12 protein-coding genes are annotated in these 19528 nt (G+C 66.2%); 4 read left to right on the forward strand and 8 right to left on the reverse strand.

Annotated features, from left to right (window positions below):
• Positions 1–4: 4 nt before the first annotated feature.
• A complete protein-coding gene (locus ACW17U_RS14690; RefSeq protein ID WP_492053408.1) occupies positions 5–1669 on the forward strand; it encodes a sulfotransferase family protein in 1665 nt (554 codons plus the stop codon).
• Here ACW17U_RS14690 and ACW17U_RS14695 read toward each other — a convergent pair.
• The 5 genes from ACW17U_RS14695 to ACW17U_RS14715 all read right to left on the reverse strand — a co-directional run bounded on the left by ACW17U_RS14695 (position 1666) and on the right by ACW17U_RS14715 (position 11795).
• Positions 1666–2286, reverse strand: coding sequence for a DUF1349 domain-containing protein (locus ACW17U_RS14695; RefSeq protein WP_492053410.1), 621 nt, complete (start codon positions 2284–2286; stop codon positions 1666–1668). The two genes, ACW17U_RS14690 and ACW17U_RS14695, sit on opposite strands and share 4 nt — an antisense overlap.
• Positions 2283–4079, reverse strand: a complete 1797-nt coding sequence (gene nagE / locus ACW17U_RS14700; RefSeq protein ID WP_492053412.1) for an N-acetylglucosamine-specific PTS transporter subunit IIBC — start codon at positions 4077–4079, stop codon at positions 2283–2285. The genes ACW17U_RS14695 and nagE overlap by 4 nt, the downstream gene beginning before the upstream one ends.
• A 3-nt stretch (positions 4080–4082) precedes the next feature.
• The gene (gene ptsP / locus ACW17U_RS14705) at positions 4083–6608 is read right to left on the reverse strand and encodes a phosphoenolpyruvate--protein phosphotransferase (protein WP_492053414.1); all 2526 of its coding nucleotides are present in this window, start codon (positions 6606–6608) and stop codon (positions 4083–4085) included.
• A gap of 23 nt (positions 6609–6631) precedes the next feature.
• Positions 6632–8923 (reverse strand): beta-N-acetylhexosaminidase, encoded by a 2292-nt coding sequence (locus ACW17U_RS14710; RefSeq protein WP_492053416.1) that lies wholly within the window; start codon positions 8921–8923, stop codon positions 6632–6634.
• 220 nt (positions 8924–9143) lie between these two features.
• Positions 9144–11795: a TonB-dependent receptor gene (locus ACW17U_RS14715; RefSeq protein ID WP_492053417.1), complete on the reverse strand. Its 2652-nt coding sequence runs from the start codon at positions 11793–11795 to the stop codon at positions 9144–9146.
• A gap of 275 nt (positions 11796–12070) precedes the next feature.
• Here ACW17U_RS14715 and ACW17U_RS14720 point away from each other — a divergent pair, with 275 nt between their 5' ends.
• The 3 genes from ACW17U_RS14720 to nagA are packed head-to-tail and all read left to right on the forward strand — an operon-like array spanning position 12071 to position 15040.
• Positions 12071–12814 (forward strand): GntR family transcriptional regulator, encoded by a 744-nt coding sequence (locus ACW17U_RS14720; RefSeq protein ID WP_062143640.1) that lies wholly within the window; start codon positions 12071–12073, stop codon positions 12812–12814.
• Between the two features lie 13 nt (positions 12815–12827).
• Positions 12828–13904 (forward strand): SIS domain-containing protein, encoded by a 1077-nt coding sequence (locus ACW17U_RS14725; RefSeq protein ID WP_492053419.1) that lies wholly within the window; start codon positions 12828–12830, stop codon positions 13902–13904.
• On the forward strand, positions 13904–15040 hold the full coding sequence (nagA, locus tag ACW17U_RS14730) for an N-acetylglucosamine-6-phosphate deacetylase (RefSeq protein ID WP_492053421.1): 1137 nt from the start codon (positions 13904–13906) through the stop codon (positions 15038–15040). The genes ACW17U_RS14725 and nagA overlap by 1 nt, the downstream gene beginning before the upstream one ends.
• A 64-nt stretch (positions 15041–15104) precedes the next feature.
• On the opposite strand, the gene ACW17U_RS14735 is transcribed toward nagA, so the two are convergent.
• The 3 genes from ACW17U_RS14735 to ACW17U_RS14745 form a co-directional block, all read right to left on the reverse strand.
• A complete protein-coding gene (locus tag ACW17U_RS14735; RefSeq protein WP_492053423.1) occupies positions 15105–18107 on the reverse strand; it encodes a TonB-dependent receptor in 3003 nt (1000 codons plus the stop codon).
• A 360-nt stretch (positions 18108–18467) separates the two neighbouring features.
• Positions 18468–18926: a chemotaxis protein CheE gene (locus tag ACW17U_RS14740; protein ID WP_492053425.1), complete on the reverse strand. Its 459-nt coding sequence runs from the start codon at positions 18924–18926 to the stop codon at positions 18468–18470.
• Positions 18923–19522 carry a response regulator gene (locus ACW17U_RS14745; protein ID WP_492053426.1) on the reverse strand — a complete coding sequence of 200 codons (600 nt, stop codon included), beginning with the start codon at positions 19520–19522 and terminating at the stop codon, positions 18923–18925. Before ACW17U_RS14745 ends, ACW17U_RS14740 begins: the two co-directional genes overlap by 4 nt.
• Positions 19523–19528: the final 6 nt, after the last annotated feature.

Raw genomic sequence — 19528 nt, forward strand, 5'->3', positions numbered from 1 at the left:
CCGCATGCCGGCCGATGCGCCTCCTCATCCGCTGATCGCCCAGGCGCGCGACCAGCTCAATCGCGGGCAGGTCGAGGCGGCCCTGGCGGCGGCGCGGCAGCGGCTGGCGGCAGACGGCGATGATGTCGACGCTCTCGAGATCCTGGTCCTGGTCTGCCAGCAGCGTGGCGAAGTTCTGGAGGCCAAGCGGCTGCTGGAGCGCATCCTGATGCTGGCCCCGCAGCTGGACTGGCCGCGGGACGATCTGGCGATCCTGCTGGCGGGTCTGGGTCGCAAGGCCGAGGCCGAGGCGGTCGTCCGCGACGCCCTGGCCCGCAATCCCGCCAATCCCCAGGCCTGCGCCCTGCTCGGAACCCTGCTGACGGAACGACGCGATCTGCCCGGCGGCGAGGCCGCGTTCAAACAGGCCCTGGATCTGGTCGGCGACCACCCTCCCACTCAGGTCGCCCTGGCCGCCAACCTGATCGAACAGGGCCGGCTGGAAGCGGCCGAGCCCCTGCTGGCCCGGGCTGACCGTCTGGCCCCCGGCGATGGCCTGACTTTGGCCCACTGGTCGCGGCTGCGCGAGGCCCTCGGCGATCTGGCCGCCAGCCGCACCCTGCTGGATCGGGCTGCGGCGGCCGGGTTCGACGTCACCCTGAGACGCGCGGTTCAGCTGGGTCGCGAGCAGCGCCATGCCGAAGCCCTGGCCGTGATCGAGGCCGTACCTGGTCGCAAGGGCGGCGACGCCCTGCTCGAAAGCGGGCGGCTGAAGGAAAGGCTGGGACGCCCCGCCGAAGCCTTTGCAGACTTCGTCGAGGGCAAGGCGCGCCTGGCGACGCGGGACGGCCTGACCTATGACGGTGCGGCCGTGGCGCGGGAATTCGAGACCCTGGGCCGGCTGGTCGAGACCCTGGGCCCACCACCCCTGGCGGCCCGACGCGAAGGCGCGCAGCCGGTCTTCGTCTTCGGCTTCCCGCGCTCGGGCACGACGATGGTCGAGCAGGTGCTGACCAGCCACTCGGCCATAGCCGCAGGCGGCGAGCTGCCCTTCGTCACCGAGATGGTCACGGCCCTGGAAAGCCGGTTTGGCGGCCTGCAAGCTCTCTGGACGCCCGGCGTCGCCGAAGCCCTGCGGGACCTCTATCTGGAGCGGGCGGCGGCCTTTGGCCTGAGAGGCTCCGGCAAGCCGCTGTTCACCGACAAGATGCCGCTCAGCGAGGTCTGGACGCCGGTGATCCGCGCCGCCTTCCCGGAGGCCAGACAGGTCCGCATGGTCCGCCATCCCCTGGACACGGCGGTGTCAATGCTGTCGCACAACCTGACACATGGCGACTATTGCGGTTATCGGATCACGGACATCGCCCACCACATGCAGGCCGTCCACGCGCTGACCGGACGCTATGCCCGTACCCTGGGCGAAACGGCCCTGACCCTCCGCTATGAGGACCTGGTGGCCGATCAGGAGACCTGGACCCGGAGACTGCTGGCCCATCTGGATCTGGCCTTCGAACCGGCCTGCCTGCGCTTTCACGAAAACCGCCGCTATGCCCCGACCCCGAGCTACGCCCAGGTCAGCGAGCCCCTTAACGACCGCTCCATCGGACGCTGGCGGCTCTACAAACAGGCGCTCGAACCGCAGGCCAGGGCCCTGGCCAAGGTGATCGCCGAGCTCGGTTATACGGACTAGGCGCTGCTGACCGCCCAGTCCGAGAACCGCGCCTCGAAACCCGGGCCAAACGGCGCGCAGGCGGTCAGGCCCAGTTGAACGCTCCTGCCCATGGGCAGGTGGCCCAGTCGCGCGTCGAACAGGGCCTGGCCGGGGCGGCCATAGCCACAGGTCAGGATCGGTCCGCGACGGGTGACACGCAGTGTGACCGGTCCCGTCCAGCCCTCCAGTCGGGTCACGGAGCCGTCGGACCAGTCGCGGGTGAAGACGCTCGCGGCATGGGGCTGGCCCGACAGCCACTCGATCCCGCTCTTCATCCAGGTCTCGGCATCGACGCGGACCATCAGGCCCGTCTGATCGGCGTCAGCGCCATAGTCGGCTTCAACCGTCACGGTGCTGATGAAATCGCCGACAATCTCGCGGAAGTAGAAATGGCCACTGTCGAGGTTACGCCCTTCGGACAGGGTCTTGCGCCAGAAGTCCGATCCGCTTTCGGCCTTCAGGCTCAGGCCCGAACCTTTGGCGGTCCAGACCTTTGGACGGTTCAGCCAGGCGGTCGGCTCAGCGGCCCGGCCCAGGGACGGCGTCAGGGCCGCAGCCCCGGCACCGACCAGCGCAGTCCGGCGGCTGAGGATCACGCGGGCAACTGGCGAATGGCTTCGGCCATCGCGTCGGCTTGGGGCCCCAGCACCACGTGGACGGTCCGTTCACCGATCCGGGCCACGCCCCGCACGCCGAGCTGCCTCAGGGCGGCCTCATCGACGGCCTGGGGGTCGCGCAGCACCAGGCGCAGGCGGCTGGTACAGCTGCCCAGTTCCTCGATATTGCGCACCCCGCCCAGGGCGCTGGCGAGCCCCTCGGCCAGGGCGCGGTCGCCCGCCGGTGCAGGGGTCGCCAGGGCCGGTGCAGGCGCTGTGGCCGCGGACGCTGGGGCGCTGACCGATGCGCTGCCCATAGCCGCCCGGATCTCGCTGGCCACTTGGTCGGCGATCGGTCCCAGCACGACCTGCAGGGCCCGGTCCGAAGGCCGCACGAGACCGCGGGACCCCAGGGCCTTGAGCCGAGGCTCGTCCACGACGCCCGCCCCGGTCACCACCAGCCGCAGCCGGGTCGTGCAGGCGTCGACCGAAACGAGGTTGGCCGCGCCGCCCAGGGCGATCAGGAAGTCTTCGCCCCGTCCGCCGGCTGAGGCGGCGACTGGCGCGGCAAGGGCATCATCCGGCTCGCGCCCCGGGGTCTTGAGGTCGAAGCGCACGATCACGAAGCGGAACACTCCGTAATAGATCGCACCATAGACGAGGCCGACCGGGATCAGCAGCAGGGGCCGCGTCGCCTTGTTGAAGTTCAGGACATAGTCGAACAGACCCGCCGAGAACCCGAAGCCCAGCTTCACGTCCAGCAGGTTCATGATCACCATGGACAGGCCCGTCAGCACCGCGTGAACGGCGTAGAGCACCGGGGCCAGGAACATGAACGAGAACTCGATCGGCTCGGTCACGCCGGTCAGGAATGAGGTCAGGGCCAGCGAGCCCAGCATGCCGCTGACCGCCTTGCGGCGCTCCGGCCGGGCCGTATGGAACATGGCCAGGCAGGCGGCGGGCAAGCCGAACATCATCACCGGGAAGAACCCGCTCATGAAGGCCCCGGCGGTGGGATCGCCGGCGGCAAAGCGGTTGAGGTCTCCGGTCGCGCCATTGAAATCGCCGAGGATGAACCAGACCACATTGTTGAGGATGTGGTGCAGGCCGGTGACGATCAGCAGACGGTTGAGCAGGCCGTAGACGAACAGTCCGACATCGCCCGAAGCGATGACCAGACCGCTGAGGCCGTCGACCCCGGCTTCGAGATAGCTCCAGCAGAAGCCGAACAGCAGGGCCAGGCCCACGCCGGCCAGACCTGCGACGATCGGCACAAACCGCCGGCCGCCGAAAAAGGCCAGATATTCTGGCAGCTTGATATTGGAATAGCGATTATAGAGCCCGCCGCTGATCACCCCGGACAGGATGCCGACCGGGATCGACAGCTTGCCGATCTCCTTGGCCTTCCAGGCTGCGATGGTGAGATCGCGGGCACTCTCGACGGCCGCAGCGGCCACAGCCGGCGGCACGACGATCAGGGCGTCGATCCCCTTGGTGGCGATGACGTAACAGACGACGCCGGCCAGGCCCGCGGCACCGTGGTTCTCGCGCGCCAGGCCCACGGCGACGCCGATGGCGAAGATCAGCCCAAGGCTGGAGAAGATCGCTCCGCCAGCCGCGCCGAACACATTGGCGATGGCCAGGGACAGACCGCCGGTCATGGCGGCCAGTTCCGGTGCCCCCAGCAGGTCGGGCTGGCCGATACGAAGCAGCAGGGCCGCCACGGGCAGCACGGCGATGGGAAGCATCAGGGCCCGGCCCAGGGGCTGGAGAACTTCGAGCGGCGATTTCATCGCTTAGACTCCGGCCAGAAAGCGATTGGCGACGTCCCGGACCGCCTCTGGCGAGGTCAGGTCAAGCACCTGGGCGGCCAGGGCGCGGCAGGCCTCAAGGTCGAGGCTACGCACCAGGGCCTTGACCTCCGGCACAGCGGCGGCCGTAGCCGAGAGCTCGGTAACGCCAAGACCCAGCAGGATCGGGACAGCGGGCAGGTCAGACGCCGCGCCGCCACAGACCCCGACCCAGCGATGATTGCGGGCCGCGCCGGCGCAGGTCTGGGCAATCATCCGCAGGACCGCCGGATGCAGGGCGTCGATGCGGGCGGCCAGCTCGGGATTGCCCCGGTCCATGGCCAGGACGTACTGGGTCAGATCATTGGTGCCGATCGACAGGAAGTCGGCCTCGGCTGCAATCAGATCGGCCGTCACGGCCGCAGCCGGTGTCTCGATCATCACGCCCAGTTCGACCCGGTCCGTGATCCCCAGCTCCCGCTTGGCCTCGTCGAGCACAGCCCGAACCGCACGCAGCTCGTCCAGGCTGGCGATCATCGGGACCATGATCTTGCACTGACCGGCCGGGCGAACCCGCAGGATGGCGCGGATCTGGGTCTTCAGCAGATGCGGCCGCCAGAGGCTGACCCGGACACCGCGCAGGCCCAGGGCCGGATTTTCCTCGGCCGGGATCGGCAGATAGGGCGCGGCCTTGTCGCCGCCGACATCGAGGGTGCGGATAATCAGCGGCTTGCCGTCGAGGGCCGAGGCGATGGCCTGGTACTGGCGGGCCTGTTCGTCCTCGTCGGGCGGCGTGTCGCGCTCCAGGAACAGGAATTCCGTCCGCAACAGGCCGCTGCCTTCGGCCCCATTGGCCGTGGCGGCCAGGGCGTCATTCAGGGAGCCGACATTGCCGTAGACCTCGATGCGCTGACCGTCGCGGGTGACACAGATCTGGTGGGCCGAGGCCTTGGCGCGCGCCTTGCGTTCCTGGCGCTGGGCCAGCCGGGTCTGGGCCGCCTCGAGCGCCGGAGCATCGGGGGCGACGCGCAACTGGCCGCTGTCGGCATCCAGGATCAGGGCGGTACCGTCGGCCACCGTCATCACCGCGCCGCCGACCGCGACGAGCGCCGGGATGCCCATGGCCGCCGCCAGGATGGCCACATGCGAGGTGGGACCGCCCCGCGCCGTGCAGAAACCGGCGATCAGGTCGGGATCGACGCCCATCAGTTGCGAGGGCAGCAGCTCATCGGCCAGCAGGATCGAGCCGGCGGTCAGGTTCGCCGTGCCTTCTTCTTCCCCGGTCAGGGCCCGCAGGACCTGGCGCTCGAGATCGATGAGGTCGTCGACCCGTTCGGCCAGCCGGCGATCGCCGAGGCCGCGCAGGGCCTCGACATAACCGCCGACGGCCTTGCGCCAGGCAAAGCCGGCGCTCTTGCCCTGGTCGATCAGGCCGCGCGCTCCGGCCGCGAGTTCCGGATCCTCGAGGAAAGCCAGATGGGCAACCAGGATCGCCTTGCGCGCCTTGTCGCCCTTGGTCGCGGCCGTCTCCAGGCGGCTGCGCACCGTGCCGAGGGCCTCGGTCAGGGCGGTCTGTTCGATCGCGACCCCATCCCCCGCCTCGCGCACGCTGATCTCGGCGGCAGACAGGCGCACGGCCTTGCCGATCGCAAGACCCGGCGCGGCGAGGACGCCCTTGAACACGCCGTCGGTCGGCCAGATTTCAGCTTGAACCGCCGCAACCGGCGCGGGCGATGCCGTCACGGTCGTTGCATCCGTCAGGGGCACGGCTCCGCCTTCGCCCATCCCGCTCTCGATCAAGTCGGCGAGGGCAGCCAGGGCGGCCTCGGCGTCGACACCGCTGGCGACCACGGAGATCTCATCACCGTGACGAATGGCCAGCGACAACAGGCCGACCGGGCTGCGGGCGCTGCCGCGCCGACCGCCGGCGATCAGGGCGGTTTCGGCCTCAAAGCGACGGGCCGTCTCGGCAATCCGGGCGGCGGGTCGGGCGTGTATGCCATGGACCAGGGGCACCCGCAGCGAGCGTTCGATCGTGGCGTTGGCCGTGCTCGCGACCGCAATGGGAGCGGCAATGGCGCGCAGCTCCATCAGGGTGTCGCCGATCTCAATGGCGTGATCCTGCTCGCGATGAACGATCTGGAATGCGTCAGGATTGGTGATAACGATCGGGGTCATCAGACTACGGACGTTCTGGGCCAGGAAGTCGAGATCGAAGGCGATCAGGGGGTCTCCGGCCTTGACGCTCTGGCCCTCACGCACCTGAACCTCGAATCCCGCCCCCTCCAGTGCGACGGTCTCCAGACCGAGATGCATCAGGATCTCCGCGCCATTGGCGGCGCGCAGGGTCACGGCATGGCGGGCCCGGTGCACGGTCAGAACTACGCCGTCACAGGGCGCGTGCAGGCTCGAACCGGTGGGATCGATCGCCAGGCCGTCGCCCAGCATGCGCTCGGCGAACACCGCATCGGGCGTCTCGTCGAGCGGCGCGATCCAGCCCTTAAGCGGCGCTGAGAGAACGAGGTTGGACACGAAACTTGTACTCTCTCGACAGTCTAGTTGGGCTTGAGCGTGACCCGATCGATCGCAAAGGTCGGATCGACGCTCCGGGCCGTGAACATCAGGCAAAGGTCGTGGCGACCCGGTCGGGCCGGAATCTTGCCGGACACGGTCGACAGGGCTGGTTCCCTGGCGGCCTTGCCGAGCGGGATCGCGGCGATGCGCTCGCCCTCGCAGCCCAGCAGGACTTCCAGTTCACCCTCGGCCGTCGACGGCTTGCGCAACGGGATCTTGCTCTTCTCCTCGCCGATCTGGAAGTTGAACGGCACCTGGCCGATGCGCGCCGTCAGGGTGGCACCGCGCGACAGGTCCGCCCCTTCCCAGATCCAGCAGGGGTTCATGATGTCGATATGGAAGACGGCCCGGTCGCCCTGAACCGGTGCATCGTCTTCCAGCAGCAGGGTCAGCTTGTCGCTGCAGGCCTTCAGCTGGTGTCCCGTGCGGGTCAGCAGGGTGTCCGGGCTGGCGCTCAGGTCGCGAATGCGCCCCAAGGGACGGCCGTCAACGAAGGTCCGGGCCCTGAGCTTGTCCGTAGCCGCGAGGGCCAGGGGCTTGTCATAAAGGCTGGAAGCCATCGTCGGCTCGGCCCCGCCGACGGCATAGCGAATCTCGCCGATCGCCAGACTGGACGCCAGGGCGACCTCTACCTTGCCGTCTTCGCCCGGCGAGACGGTCGCCTGGGGCTCGAACGGCACGGCGTCATAGGCGACGCCCAGGGTGTCCAGCCGGGCGAACTCGGCCGGCATGCGGCGATTGAAATCCGCCCAGTCCGTGACGGTCTGGGGCGACCAGCCGCGCTCGGCGACGGCCACCAGCCGCGGGAAGATCATGCGCTCAAGCCGCTCGTCGGTGCGCATGTGCTCGGTCCAGGCGTTGGCCTGCAGTCCGATCACATGCTTGCGCTCGTCCTCGGTCATGGCCTTGGGAGCCGGATCGAAGTCGTAGACATCCTTGAGGCTGACGACCCGGCCCCGGCCCGGCGGTTCGTCCGGCGACGGGCTCTGGCGGTTGTCGAGATACATCAGCGGCCAGGGCGACAGCACCGTGTCGTGCCCCTGCTTGGCGGCGGCAATGGCACCGTCCAGGCCGCGCCAGGACATCACGGTCGCATTGGGAGCCAGGCCGCCTTCGAGGATTTCGTCCCAGCCGATCAGGCGACGGCCGCGCGCCGAGAGGTGCTTGCCGACCCGCTGGATGAAATAGCTCTGGGCGGCATGTTCATCGGCCAGACCCAGGGCCTTCATCTGGGCCTGGATCTTCGGGCTGGCCTTCCACTGGGTCTTCACGGCCTCGTCGCCGCCGACGTGGATATAGTCGCTGGGGAACAGCTCCATGACCTCGTCGAGCACGTCGTTCAGGAAGGCGAAGGTGTCGTCATCCAGATTGTAGAGCCAGGGAAAGATGCCCCAGTTGTTGCGATCGATGGCCGGCGGGTTGGGATTCACACCCAGTTTCGGATAGGCGACGATCGGCGCCAGGGCATGACCGGGCATCTCGATCTCGGGGACGATGGTCACGTTGCGGGCGGCGGCATAGGCCACGAGGTCCCGCACCTCGTCCTGGGTGTAGAAGCCGCCATAGCGGATGGCCTTGCCGGTGACGGGATCGCGCCCCGCGGCGCCGGCCGGGGTCCGCCAGGCACCGACCTCGGTCAGTTTGGGGTACTTCTTGATCTCCAGGCGCCAGCCCTGATCATCAGTCAGATGCCAGTGGAAGGTATTGAGCTTGTGGGCCGCCATGGCGTCGATGATGCCCTCCAGGGTCTCGATCGACTGGAAGTGGCGGGCGCTGTCGACCATCAGGCCGCGCCAGCCGAAACGCGGCGCATCCTCGATGCTGACACCCGGCAGATCGGCCGGGCCACGGCCCGCTTCCTGGGTGGCCAGCTGCCAGAGGGTCATGGCACCGTAGAACAGGCCCGCGCGCTTGGCGGCGGTGATGGTCACCCCGGTCGGGCCGGCCTGCAGGGCATAGGCTTCGCCTGCGGGGCCGCCCCGAGCCAGGACGATGCCGGCTTCACCGGCGGGCGGAGGCCCCTCGACGATGGCCGGGGTCAGCCCCCGGGCCCGGCCCAGGAGATCGGACAATTGAACGGCGACACCGCGCGCCTCGACGTCGCCCTTGGCGACAAAGATCCGGGTCTTGGCGGTGAGCGCAAAGCTGCCCTCGGCGCTCGCCAGCTTGGCCGGCATGGGCGTCAGGGCCACGGGCCCGGCCAGAGCGGGCACGGCGGCGACAAGCGCGATGGCGGAGACCAGGGCGACGGCGGCGGATCGAGCGAGGGTCATGGGCGGGCTCTCACGGATACAGGCGCGGCAAAAAGGCGGGCGGAGCGACTGCGCGCTCCGCCCAAGCTCCATGCTTGCAGGTCAGGAGGATAAAATCAGCAGAGACGCGAGACTGGCCGGGCATCAGGAGATCCTGAACCATGCTGCCGACGATGCAATCGCTGCGAGGTAGAAGAACGGGACTTCCGGACCAGAGGGAATCCGGAAGTCCCTTTGGGCCTTAGAACTTGAAGCGGACGCCGGCGTAGAAGGTACGGCCGTTGTCATAGATCGCCCGCGGCACGTCTGGCGTGCCGACGAAGTACTTCAGCTTCTCGTTGGTCAGGTTCTGAGCGTCGAACGTCAGGGCGACGGTCTTGTTCAGGTTGACGCTGACCGAACCATCCAGGGTCGCAAAGTTGTCCTGGAACATGTCGGTGCCACGATCGGTGCCCGACTTGAACTTCGAGCGGTAGCTGTAGGCCAGCCGCGCGCTGAGCAGGTCGTTCTCGAAATAGCCCGTCAGGTTGTAGGTGTGCTTGGAGCTGCCATCGATCGGCTTGCCCAGGTCGGTCTTGGCGTCCGAATAGGTGTAGTTGCCGATGAAGCCGAAGCCGCCGCCGATCGGCTGCTGCAGGGTCACTTCGAAGCCGCGGTTGGTACCGCCGTCCCCGTTGATCGGACCCGTCATGGTGAAGGTATCACCCTTGCCGGTGCCCAGACGCTGCTGGGTCTGCTGGGTGACGTGGTACTCCTTGTAGGTGCGGCTGGTGATGTAGCTGTCGATGTCCAGCAGGAAGACGCCGACCGACAGCAGGGCCTCCGGCGCATAGTACCATTCAGCGGCGGCGTTGAACTGCCAGGCGCGGAAGGGATCCAGCTCCGGGTTGCCGCCGGCGCTGCCGGTGACAGCCGTGTCGTTCAGGCTGAAGGCACCGGCGAGCTGGGCATAGCCCGGACGCGACATCACCTTGGCGGCCGACAGACGGACGACAACATCATCATCGGCATTCACGACCAGGGTCGCGCTGGGCAGGATGTCCCAGTAGTCGCGATTGACCTTGCGAGCACCGAACGAGCCGAACACGTTGGTGATGGTCGCGGGCGTGACCGAACCGGAATACTGGGTGGTGTCCTGTTCGGTATGGACGGCGCGGACGCCGACATTACCGCGCCAGCGATCGCTGCCGAGCTTGGCCATGGCGTAGACGGCCTGGGTCTTTTCCTGCACCGCGAAGCTGAGCGGCGGATAATAGGCGAACTGACGCCCGCCATTGCCCTTGAGGGCCGCCAGGACCTTGCCGCGGTCGGCCAGGACATAGCCCTGACCCGAGAGACCGATGTCTTCGCCATAGTTGGACGGCGTCGAGGCACCGACCACCGTACCCAGATCCACACCGGACGTGCCGCTGTAGACGCCGTTACCGGACCAGGCATAGGCCGTGTAGTTCACTTCGCGGGTGTGGTCGGTGTAGCGGCCACCGAACAGCAGGGTCTTCAGGACCCCATTGTCGACCGTGTATTCGACATCACCCTTGGCGTAGAACTCCTCGTCGGGGCTCTCGACCTTGCCGCCCCAGGACCAGCTGTAGAAGTTGTTCAGATAGGCAGCCGAACCAACGGCCGGCAGGCCGGGATAGCTGACCTTGGTCACCGGCGCGCCGAGCTCGTAGCTCATGCCGGTTTCCCAGTAGGTTTCCCACGCCTCGGTGTCGTCCGTGGCGCCTTCACCCTTGGTGTAGCCGATATTGCCGCTGATCTTCAGATTGTCGCTGGCGTGATAGACGCCGTCGAGGTTCAGGTCCCACGAGGTCGAGTGGGCGGTACGGAAGATGTCATCCTGCACCATGCCGCGGCTCTTGGTCCCGTTCGGCGAGGTCGCCGCCCAGGTCGCTGCCGACAGGATGCCGTTGCTGATCTTGTAGGAGGTCAGGGCGTTGCCGGCCGAACCAGCCGGACCCGTATTGGCCGAGATCAGATTGCTGACCCAGGCCATGCGGTTCACGTTGGTATTGTCGGCGTCCATCTTGGTGTAGAGGCCCGAAACCGACAGCTCCAGCTTCTCGTTCGGCTCCCACTGGGTGACGAAGTTGGCACCCTTGCGCTTGCGGGTCTGCTGGAAGAAGGCGTTGCCGATCAGGTTCGGGGCCAGGACGGTCTGGCCCGTGCCGGCGAAGTTCTGATACTCGGTGTAGCCGAGGATTTCCTGGCCATCGCGGCGGAACTCGCGCTCCTGATAGAAGGCACCGACCAGGGTACCAAAGGTGCCGGCTTCATTCTTCCAGCTGACCATGCCCGAAACCTGGGGCGTCCACTTTTCAGCGCGGGTCGCATAGAGGCCCTGGACCGAGGCATTGGCGGTCAGGCTGGGCAGGTCCAGCGGCATGCGGGTGTGCACGTCAACCGTGCCACCGACGCCACCCTCAGGGATGTTCGCCGCCGAGCTCTTGATGATGTCGATGCGGCCAACGACTTCCGAAGGCAGCATGGAATAGTTGAAGCTGCGGCCGCCGCTGGTCTGATCGAGAACGAACCAGTCGCCGGTGGCCATGTTGTGGCCGTTGAGCAGGGTCAGGTTGAGGTTCGGATCGGTGCCGCGAACGCTGACGCGCTCGTTCTCGCCGAAGCCACCCGCCGCGGCCGAGCCGGTGACGACATTGACGCCCGAAACGCGCGACAGCGAGTCAGCGACGTTCTTGTCCGGGAACTTGCCGATGTCCTCGGCGGTAACGACTTCCGACACCAGATCGGAGTTACGCTTCTGCTGGATGGCCTTTTGCAGCGAAGCCCGAATGCCGGTGACGACAACTTCGTCGACCGTATCGGCTTGCTGCGCGAAGGCAGGCATTGCGACCATCACCGCCAGGGCACTGGCGGACGCGGTCAGGATCATTTTGTGAACGCTTCTCATAACTCGGCTTCTCCCCTTTTCGCCGGCCCTAGGCCCGGAGCCGAACTCCAAGCCCAATTTGGTACCAATTATCTGCGGACATCCGCAGATTGCGGTACTTCTCGGGCCTTGGAGCCAGACTGTGACGGATTTCTATCGAATGACAAGTCCAAAAAGAAACCAATTGCAGACCACGTTCTTATTGGTATGAAAATGGTCATATGCTATCGACATCGCCAGGCAACGGCAGCGATTTGCTCAGGGAGGCTGATTTGACAATGTTTTCGGAACGGATCGGCCGACTCGATGCCGGTGGTGCCGAGCACGCGCCGCTCTACAAGCAGCTGCAGCGCGCCCTGCGGGATGCGATTCACAAAAAGATCCTGGCCCCGGATGACGCCCTGCCCGCAGAGCGGGACATGGCCGAGGAGTTCAGCATCTCGCGCATCACAGTGCGCAAGGCACTGGATGGCCTGGTCAGCGAGGGCCTTCTGACCCGCCGCCAGGGGGCCGGCACCTTTGTCGCCGCCCGGGTGGAAAAGAGCTTCTCCAAGCTGTCGTCCTTCACCGAGGACATGATTTCGCGCGGCCGCGTGCCGCGCAGCGAATGGATCAGCAAGAGCGAAGGGTCGGTCACGCCCGAGGAATCCCTGACCCTGGGCCTGTCGCCTGGCACGCCGGTCTACCGCTTCAACCGCATTCGCTACGCCGATGGCGCGCCGATGGCGGTGGAATACACGACGGTCGCCGCCTTCGCCCTGCCCTCCACCGAAACGGTCGGGACCTCGCTCTATGAGGCCCTCGAGAACACCGGCCACCGCCCCGTTCGCGCCCTGCAGCGCCTGCGCGCCGTGCTGTTCAACGCAGAACATGCCGACCTGCTGGGCGTGCCCGTCAAGGACGCCGGCCTGCTGATCGAACGGCGGGGTTTCCTGAAGGACGGCCGGGCGGTGGAAGTCACCCAATCCTACTATCGCGGCGACGCCTATGACTTCGTCGCTGAACTGAACGCCCTGTCCTGAAGGAAGACCCATCTTGGAGGCCACGACCTTGACCCGACCGCAGGCCCCCGTGACCCCGGCGCAACTGACGCCAGAGTCGACCCGCATGTTCCAGGAGGCTGGCCAGGCTTCGCAGGTCGTCACCGCCCAACTGGCCGCCAATGCCTCCAGGGTCGCGGCGATCGCAGAACGTCTGCGCGCCAATCCGCCCCGCGCCGTGGTGACCTGTGCCCGGGGCAGCTCGGACCACGCCGCCACCTTCGCCAAATATCTGATCGAGACCCGGACCGGCGTCCTGACCTCGTCGGCAGGCCTTTCGGTCAGCTCGGTCTATGCGGCCGCCCAGAACATGGACGGGGTGCTCTATCTGGCCATCTCACAATCGGGAAAGAGTCCCGACCTTCTGGCTTCGGTCCGGGCGGCCAAGGCTGCCGGTGCTTTCACGATCGCCCTGGTCAATGACACTGCCTCACCCCTGGCCGAGATCGTCGATGCGGTCCTGCCCCTGCATGCCGGGCCCGAGCTGAGCGTGGCGGCCACCAAGTCCTACATCGCCGCCCTGTCGGCCATCACCCAGCTGGTGGCGGCCTGGACCGGCGACACCGATCTCGCCGAAGGGCTCGCCGCCCTGCCCGCCGGCCTCGCCGGGGCCTGGGCACTGGACTGGTCCGCCGCCGTCGAGCGCCTGACGCCGGCGCGTAATCTCTATGTGCTGGGCCGCGGGGTCGGCTTCGGCATTGCCCAGGAAGCGGCCCTGAAGTTCAAGGAGACCTGCGGGCTGCATGCCGAGGCCTTCAGTGCCGCCGAGGTGCTGCATGGCCCCATGGCGCTTGTGAAGTCCGGCTTCCCGGTTCTGGTCTTCGCCCAGAATGATGAGAGCCGGGGCAGCGTCGACGCCATGGCGGCCAGCCTGGCGGCCCGTGAGGCCGATGTGCTGCTGGTTGGGGCCGGAGACAGCGGCAGCCTGCTGCCGGCCATCGCCGCTCATCCGGTGATCGAACCGATCTTGATGATCCAGAGCTTCTATCGCATGGCCAATGCTCTATCGGTGGCTCGCGGCTATGACCCCGACAGCCCGCCCCATCTCAACAAGGTGACAGAAACCGTCTGATGCTGGCAGTCCTGGTAAATGGCCGCATCCTGACGGACGACGGCGTCGTCGACGGCAAGGGCCTGTTGATCGAGAACGGCAGGATCGCCGCTCTGGTCGATGCCGCCGAGTTGCCCGCCGATGCGTCAGTCCACGACCTGCGGGGTGGATGGCTGGTCCCCGGCTTCATCGACACCCAGGTGAATGGCGGCGGCGGTGTGCTGTTCAATGACGCCCCGACGGCGGAGACCATTGCCGCCATCGGGGCCGCTCACCGCCCCTTCGGCACCACGGGTTTCCTGCCCACCCTGATCAGTGACGACCTTTCCGTCGTGGACCAGGCCATGCGCGCGACCGAAGCCGCCATCGCGGCCGGCGTGCCGGGAGTGCTGGGAATCCATATCGAGGGCCCGTTCCTCAACGCCAAGCGCAAGGGTATCCACGATGCCGGCAAGTTCCGGGTCATCGATGATGCCGCCCTGGCTCTTCTGGGCTCGCTGAAGGCGGGCAAGACCCTGGTGACCCTGGCACCGGAAACCACGACGCCGGACATGATCCGTCAGCTGACAGATGCCGGCGTCATCGTCGCTGCAGGCCACACCAACGCGGCCTACGGCACCATGCGCAGGGCCCTGGCGGCCGGCCTGACCGGCTTTACCCACCTTTTCAATGCCATGTCGCCCCTGACCAGTCGGGAACCTGGCGTGGTCGGCGCAGCGCTGGAGAGCCAGACAGCCTGGTGCGGCCTGATTGTTGACGGTCGCCACGTGGATCCTGCGGTGCTGCGCATCGCCCTGCGCACCCGGCCGCTGGACCGCTTCATGCTGGTCACGGATGCCATGCCGACCGTGGGCATGATCGACAAGAGCTTCGACCTGCAGGGCCGCCAAATCCATGTGGTCGACGGCGTCTGCGTCGATGCGCATGGCACCCTGGCCGGATCCGACCTCGACATGGCCGGCGCGGTGCGCAACGCCATGGCCATGCTCGGCCTGTCGCTCGGGGACGCCGTGACCATGGCCGCGACCGCTCCGGCAGCCTTCCTGGGCCTGTCGGCCCAGCGCGGCCGCATTGCCGTCGGCCAGGCCGCCGACCTCGTTCTGCTGGATGACGCCCTGCAGGTCCAGGCCACCTGGATCGACGGCCTCGTCGCCTGACCGCCGAAACGAAAAGGGCGCCGGCTTTCGCCGACGCCCTCCCGTCTCCAGCCTGGGCTGAGGACTAGAACTTGTACTTCACGCCCAGATAGTACTGGCGGCCGAAGTGCACATACTCTTCCGAGATCTGACGGACCGAGTCGTCCACCTTGCTGTCAAACTGGTCGGTCAGGTTGATACCTTCCAGGGTGATGGTGAAGTTCTTGAACTCGTAGCTGACCTGGGTGTCGACGTTCAGGGTCTTCTGCTTGATCCGAACGTCGTTGTTGTTGGTCGCCGAAGGGGCAACCTGGATCAGGTACGGGTCACGGTAGGAAGCCGAGACGCGTGCCTTGAAGCCCGCCTTCTCGTAATAGAGCGTGCCGTTATAGGCTTCCGGCGACAGGTTCAGCAGGGGCTGGGTGACCATCACCGCCGGGGTTAGCTGCACCCGGGGAGTGCCGCCGAAGGTCGGGTTGGAGATCACGTACTCGATGTCACTCTTGACGCGCGTGTAGTTCACGATGCCGCCAAAGCCGTCAAACGGTGCCGGCAGGAAGGTGAACGGACGCTGCAGGCTGATCTCGTAACCCTTCAGCTTGCCGCCCTTGGTATTCTGCTGCGAGGTCACCGTGAACAGGGTGTCCGGCGTATTGCCGTTGGTCAGCAGATTGTTGGGAAGACCGGTTTCCGAATAGGGAACCGCGACCGCCGTGGTCTGGATGAAGGACTTGATGTCCTTCTGGAACAGGCCCAGCGAGAACAGGGTTTCCCGATCCGGATACCACTCGAAGCCGAGGTCGAGGTTGTTGGCCAACATCGGGTTCAGGTTCGGGTTGCCACGGGTCAGGGTCTGGGCCGACTGGCTGTTGGCCGTGAAGCCCGGGGTCAGGTTCTGCAACTGCGGACGCGTCATGACCTTGGCGGCCGCGAAGCGCACGAAGAAGTTCTCCATCGGCTGGGCCGAAAGGTTCATCGACGGCAGGGTGTTGGTGTAGCTGCGCGACGTGGTCTGGAACGCATCGGTCGGAACCGTTTGCGAGAGCGTTCCGACCGGCGTCACGGTGGCCACCGTGGTGCTGCCGGTGTTGTAGTGACCCAGGGCGTTCTGCTCGGTCTTGACCCAGCGCACGCCGATATTGCCGCGGACCGGGATAGAGCCGATGTCGCGGTCGAAGTCGCCCTGCAGGTAGTAGGACGTGTCCTTCTCGGCGATTTCCCGCAGCGCGCCCAGTTGGTTCAGCGTGCTGAGGCGGAAGTCGCCGTTATTGTTGATGCAGTTGCAGTCATAGCCAAGAACGGTCTTCAGCTTGTCGAGGTCCGGCGCAATCCAGGACGTCGGCGTGCCGGCCGGCATGTCGAGGCCGCGACCGAAGCCGGTGATCAGGCGTGAAACGTCAGCCACCGTAACGCCGGCCGGCAGCGGGAATGCCGCTTCAGCGACGAAGCCGGTGCCGCCCGGGATCACGCGCGAGAAGTTGCGCTTTTCCCAGGAGTTGAAGCCGTATTCCTTGAACGTCGCACCGGTACGAACCTTGAGCCAGTCGGCGACCTGATAGTCGAAGTCAAACCGGAAGGTCTTGAAGGTGTTGACCGCCTTGCTGGGACGCATGCGCAGCAGCGACGGATCACCGAGAGCCGAGCTGTTGCTGTACTGGTAGTTGGCCGGGTTGGTCGGATCGAAGCCATAGTTGAACGACGGCAGACGCGGGTCGTTCGAATAGTCGTAGCTGTAGCCGTCGCTGTTATAGCGTTCGAACGAGAAGGTGGTCTGGACCGGGTTGTTCTGGATCGAACGGGCCTGACCATAGGTCACGACCAGCTTGCCCTTGTCACCGATCTTGGTGTCGTAGGTCAGTACGTTCTGGAAGAACTCGGTGTTCAGGTCGTCGTGGCGATACTCAACGCGGGCATCGACGTCATCGAACGTGCCCTTGATCAGGTGACCCTTGGCGTCCGCCGTGAAGTTGACGACGTCGGTTTGGGGCAGGCCCTGGCCACTGCGGCTGAACGAGATGATTTCCAGATAGGTCTCATCGCGGTTGTTGGTGAAGTCCGCGAACAGGGTATCCAGGGTCAGGGTCGAGTTGTCGGTCGGACGCCATTGCAGCGAACCGGTCACGCCCAGACGCTTTTGAGCGTACTCGAGCCGGCCGTAGCGCGGAATCCGCGGGTGCCAGAGGTTGTTGGCGGTACCGGTGGCCGCTGTCACGGTCGGATTGGTACCGCCCGTAACGGTGCCGATCTGGCCGCAGGTCAGGGCCGGGCCACTGACCGGATTATAGGCCGTGCCCGTGCAGGGGAAGGCGGTCGAGGAATTGAAGCGGACACTGGGGTTTTCCCAGCGGCCGGTCGAGGAGCCTTCTTCAAGCGTACTGCGCTTGGCATAGGCCACCGACAGCAGGGCACCGAACTTGCCGTCGTTCCAGGTGTTGCTGATCAGGAAGGTGTAGCGCGGGTCACTGTTTCGCGACAGATCGTTCCAGCCGTACTTGGCCCCTGCGCTCATCGTGAACTTGTTGAAGTCGAACGGACGGGCCGCTTGCAGATCGATGATCGCGCCCAGCGAGCCTTCTTCATTGGCCGCCGAGGTCGACTTGCGGACGGTGACGCTGTTGAACAGTTCCGAGGCGAAGATGCTGAAGTCGAACTGACGGCTGCGGTTGGCACCGCCGGAGCCGTCCTTGCCGCCCGTGGTGGCCAGGGCTTCCAGGCCGTTGAGGCGCACGACGGTGAAGTCGGCGTTCAGACCCCGCACCGTGATGGTGCGGCCTTCGCCGCCGTCACGGTCGATCGAGACACCGGGGATGCGCTGCAGGGATTCCGCCAGGTTCAGGTCGGGGAAGTCGGCGATATCGGTCGCCTTGATGACGTCGACCATGTCGTTTTCGCGGCGCTTCGTGTCGAGCGCATTGGCAAGGCTGGCACGGAAGCCGGTGACGACGATCTCCTCAACCGCGGCATCGTCTGCCTGGGCCGGTGCCGTCTGGGCTGTAGCGGTGCCGGCCAGGGTCATGGCCATGGCCAGGGCACCCATCGAGACGCCAAGCTTCAGGACGTCGAGGCGCCCCGCAGAATTCTTAGACATGTATCCTCCTCCCGTTCGACGGAAACGGCGCTGAACGCCGCCCGGCTTCGAATTGGATCGCGCTTCCTTCCCGCGCGGTCCGTTCTTGGCCGTCTGTGTTTTTGACACCGGTGTCAGATGCGGACGCACAAATGTCCCCGGGACTGACACCGGTGGCAAAGGGGTAACAAACCGTTGTTCTGGCGACAAGACGAGATTGTCGCGACGGGCTGGAGATGTCGTTTGCGTGGCTTTTGCGACACATCGTTGCATAACCCGCAGCCCAGCCTGCTGCGCGCGGCGAGGTACAGGAGGCTGAAGGATCGTCCCGCTCGCGTCGTTTCTAATCGCTAGGCAGCCGCGATCGGGACGGTCAGGACCCTAGCGGTGGCTGACCCTATAGAGACCGTCGATCATGGCCTGACGGTCGGCGGCCGGCAGTTCGGCACCGACCGAACGCAGCAGCCGCAGGGCGTCCAGATGCACGTCGATGGCGTTCCAGCGCCAGGCACCGACTTCGGCGCAATTGTCAGCAACACCGGCGAGCGACACCGCAGCCTGATCCACGCCGGCGTCGGACACAAAGGTGCTGACGTCAATCAGGCGCATGGTCAGCCTGTAGAGGTCCTCGAAGCGTTCGGCCTGGCGATTGCTGGCCGACGCGCCGAAACGGAGTTCGATTTCCGCCAGGGTTTCGTCCAGGACAATGAGCGAGGCCTCACGCAGCCCTTCGACCCCCGCCTCGGCGGCGATGATCGCGTCCCTGGCCAGGATCCCGCCCTTGGTCTTGATCAGCTTGGCGAGACGGTTGGGGGGGTGGAACTTGCGAGCGACGGTCATATCTGCACCTTCGCGACCTTCATCAGACTGTTGATTTCGTCCTGGGACATGTTGGCTTCCTGAGCGTCACCGACCTCGGCAGGCAGGTCGTCGCGTCGCCGGCCATCCATCCCGATAGGCGGCCCCTCATACTTGAACCGTCGGTCGGGCCCGACGAAGGTCTCGCACTCGATAAAGGCCCGCTCTTCCCTTGCCACCCAGAAGATCCGCTCCAGCAGGACCTTCGGCGTGATCGGCTTGGCCACCGTGAAGTTTGCGCCGGCGTCGCGGGTGCGGAGGATATCCGTGGTCCGGGTATGGCCCGTCACCAGGATGACCGGCACATAGCGATTGGTTTCCTGGGCCTCTCGACGAAGCCAGTTGATGAACTCAATCCCGTCAACCTCGGGCATCTGAACGTCGCTGATGATCAGATCAAAGGTCTTGGTGCCGACAAGCGTCTGGGCTTCCTTGACCGACTCCGCCCGAAACAGCTGCTTGACGCCGAACCCGGACACCACCTGGGAAAGAATATCGAGCGACGGCCCGTTGTCATCGAGCACGAGAACCGTGGCGCGCTCCAGATTGATCCGGGTCGAAGGCTGGAGAACGTCCATGGACGG

This window comes from Caulobacter sp. AVps16, assembly GCF_058681455.1.